General features: G+C 73.0%; 1 protein-coding gene. It reads right to left on the bottom strand.

Going from position 1 to position 3663, the window contains the following annotated elements; translation table 11 throughout:
- Nucleotides 1-150: 150 nt before the first annotated feature.
- On the bottom strand, nt 151-3663 hold a 3513-nt coding region (locus G6556_RS17685; RefSeq protein WP_166944305.1), incomplete at its 5' end, for a multifunctional oxoglutarate decarboxylase/oxoglutarate dehydrogenase thiamine pyrophosphate-binding subunit/dihydrolipoyllysine-residue succinyltransferase subunit.

Genomic DNA, 3663 nt, shown 5'->3' with positions numbered 1-3663 from the left:
GGACCCGGGGTCGGCGGGCGCGCGCCCCGGGGTCGGCGGGCGCGCGCCCCGGGGTCGGCGGGCGCGCGCCCGGGGGTGGACGCGGCGGAGGCCGGTCGTCCCCGAGGGGACGGCCGGCCTCCGTGCGTGCGGCGCGGGTGCGCCCGCGGGTCAGCGCTCGAACGCCGCCCGCAGGAGCTCCGCCTGCTCCGCCTGGTGCGCCTTGGCCGAGCCGGCCGCGGTGGACGCGGACGCCGGGCGGGACACGGCCCGGACCGGCGCGCCGACGACCTGCGGCAGCGCGAGCGACACGTACGACCACGGGCCCTGGTTGCGCGGCTCGTCCTGCACCCAGACCAGCTCGGCGCCGTCGAACGGCGCGAGCGCCGCCCGGAGGCCGTCGTGGTCGAGCGGGTACAGCTGCTCCAGGCGGACGATCGCGGTGCGCTCGTCGTTCAGCTTCTGCCGCTGGGCCACGAGGTCCCAGTAGAGCTTGCCGGAGCAGAGCAGCACGCGGTCGACCCGGGCGGCCGAGGCGGCGGCCACGTCGTCGCCGATGACCGGGCGGAACGTGCCGGAGGTGAAGTCCTCCACCTGCGACGCGCCCGCCTTGAGCCGCAGCATCGACTTCGGGGTGAAGACGATGAGCGGGCGGCGCGGCCGGGCGTAGGCCTGGCGGCGCAGCAGGTGGAAGTACGACGCGGGGGTGGTCGGCTGCGCGACGGTCATGTTGCCCTCGGCGCACAGCTGCAGGAACCGCTCGATCCGGGCCGACGAGTGGTCCGGCCCCTGGCCCTCGTAGCCGTGGGGGAGCAGCAGCACGACGGACGAGTGCTGGCCCCACTTCTGCTCGGCCGAGGAGATGAACTCGTCGATGACGGTCTGCGCGCCGTTGACGAAGTCGCCGAACTGCGCCTCCCAGAGCACCAGGGCGTCCGGGCGCTCGACGGAGTAGCCGTACTCGAACCCGAGCGCCGCGTACTCCGACAGCGACGAGTCGTAGACCCAGAACTTCGCCTGGTCGGCCGACAGGTACAGCAGCGGGGTCCACTCGGCGCCGGTCTCCCGGTCGTGCAGGACGGCGTGCCGCTGCACGAAGGTGCCGCGGCGGGAGTCCTGCCCGGCGAGGCGCACCGGGGTGCCCTCGATGAGCAGCGAGCCGAACGCGAGGATCTCGCCGAAGCCCCAGTCGATGCCGCCCTCGCGGGACATCTGCTCCCGCTTGGCGAGCAGCTGCGCGAGCTTCGGGTGGATCGTGAAGCCCTCCGGCGCCCGCACGTGCGCGGCGCCGATCCGCTCCAGCACCTTGGCGGGCGCGGCGGTCTGCCAGCCGATGATGACGCCGGCGTCCTCGCGCTGGGACTCCGGGCGCTCCAGGCCGGCGACCGGCTCGGCGTCGGGCGACGGCGGGGTCCAGCCCTCCTCGCGGGTCTCCGCGAACACCCGCTCGAGCTGCGCCTGGTAGTCGCGCAGGACGTGCTCGGCCTCCTCGAGCGTGATGTCCCCGCGGGACACCAGCGCCTCGGTGTAGAGCTTGCGCACCGAGCGCTTGGCCTCGATGAGGTTGTACATCAGCGGCTGGGTCATCGAGGGGTCGTCGCCCTCGTTGTGGCCGCGGCGGCGGTAGCAGACCATGTCGATGATCACGTCGCGGTCGAACTGCTCGCGGTACTCGAACGCGAGCTCGGCGACCCGGACGCACGCCTCGGGGTCGTCGCCGTTGACGTGGAAGATCGGGACCTGCAGGCCCTTGGCCACGTCGGTGGCGTACTGCGAGGAGCGCGAGGACGACGGGCCGGTGGTGAACCCGACCTGGTTGTTGATGACGACGTGGATCGTGCCGCCCGTGCGGTAGCCGCGCAGCTGGGCCAGGTTGAGGGTCTCGAAGACCACGCCCTGCCCGGCGAACGCCGCGTCGCCGTGGATGAGGATCGGCAGCACGGAGAACCCGTCGCCGCCCAGGTCGATCCGGTCCTGCTTGGCGCGGACGATGCCCTCGAGCACCGGGTCGACGGCCTCGAGGTGCGAGGGATTGGCGGCCAGGTAGACACGGGTGGACGCCCCGGACTCGGCGTGGAACACGCCCTCGGTGCCCAGGTGGTACTTCACGTCGCCGGAGCCCTGCACGGACTTCGGGTCCTGGTTGCCCTCGAACTCGCTGAAGATCTGGCCGTAGGACTTGCCGGCGATGTTGGCCAGCACGTTGAGCCGGCCGCGGTGCGCCATGCCGATGGCGACCTCGTCCAGCCCGCCCTCGGCCGCGCGGGAGAGGATCGCGTCGAGCAGCGGGATGACGGACTCGCCGCCCTCCAGGGAGAACCGCTTCTGCCCGACGTACTTGGTCTGCAGGAACGTCTCGAACGCCTCGGCCGCGTTCAGCCGGCGCAGGATGCGCAGCTGGTCCTCGCGCGGGGTCGGGGCGTAGCCCGCCTCCAGCCGCTCCTGCAGCCAGCGGCGCTGGCGGGGGTCCTGCAGGTGCATGTACTCGAACCCGGTGGTCCGGCAGTACGAGTCCCGCAGCAGGCCGAGCACCTGGCGCAGCGTCGCCCGCGGCTTGCCGGTGAACCCGCCGGTCGGGAACGTGCGGTCCAGGTCCCACAGCGACAGGCCGTGCGTCTGCACGTCCAGGTCCGGGTGCTTGCGCAGCCGGTACGCGAGCGGGTCGGTGTCGGCCATGAGGTGGCCGCGCGACCGGTAGGAGTGGATGAGCTCCGCGATCCGGGCCGGCTTGATGGCCTCGGCGTCGGGGTCGGCCGCCTCCTTGACCCAGCGGATCGGCTCGTAGGGGACGCGCAGCGACGCGAACACCCGGTCGTAGAAGCCGTCCTCGCCGAGCAGCTTGCGGTGCAGGATGCGCAGGAAGTCGCCGGACTGGGCGCCCTGGATGACGCGGTGGTCGTAGGTGGACGTCACCGTCAGCACCTTGGACACGCCCATCCGGTTGAGCTGCTCGTCGGACGTGCCCTGGAACTCGGCGGGGTAGTCCATCGCGCCGACGCCGATGATCGTGCCCTGGCCCTGCATGAGCCGCGGCACGGAGTGCACGGTGCCGATGGTGCCGGGGTTGGTCAGCGAGATCGTGGTGCCGGCGAAGTCGTCGACGCCGAGCTTGCCGCCGCGCGCGCGCCGCACGACGTCCTCGTACGCGTTCCAGAACTGCGCGAAGTCGAGCGTCTCGGCCTGCTTGATGCTGGGCACCAGCAGCTGGCGGGTGCCGTCCGGCTTGGCCAGGTCGATCGCGAGGCCCAGGTTGACGTGCGCCGGGGTGAGGTAGCCGGGCTTGCCGTCGACGAGCGTGTACGCGGTGTTCATCGCCGGCATCTCGCCGACCGCCTCGACCAGCGCGAAGCCGATGAGGTGGGTGAACGAGATCTTGCCGCCGCGGCCGCGCGCCAGGTGGTTGTTGATGACGATGCGGTTGTCCACCAGGAGCTTGGCCGGGATGGCGCGCACCGACGTCGCGGTCGGCACCTCCAGGCTGGCCTCCATGTTGGTGACCACCCGGGCGGCGGGGCCGCGCAGGCGCTGCGTCTCGTCCGAGGCCTCGGGGACCTCCTGCTCGGCCTCGCGGGCCGCCTTGGCCGCGGGCGCGTAGGGCGCGGTCGCCGGCTGGGCCGTCGCCACCGGGGAGGTGGCGGGCGCGGGCTCCGCGGGGTCGCGCGGCGCGGGCTGCTCCTGCGGGCG

The organism is Cellulomonas sp. IC4_254, from assembly GCF_011603975.1.
Taxonomy (GTDB): Bacteria; Actinomycetota; Actinomycetes; order Actinomycetales; family Cellulomonadaceae; genus Cellulomonas.
Note: the sequence above shows the minus strand (reverse complement) of the source record. Positions and strands in the feature narration are given on the sequence as shown.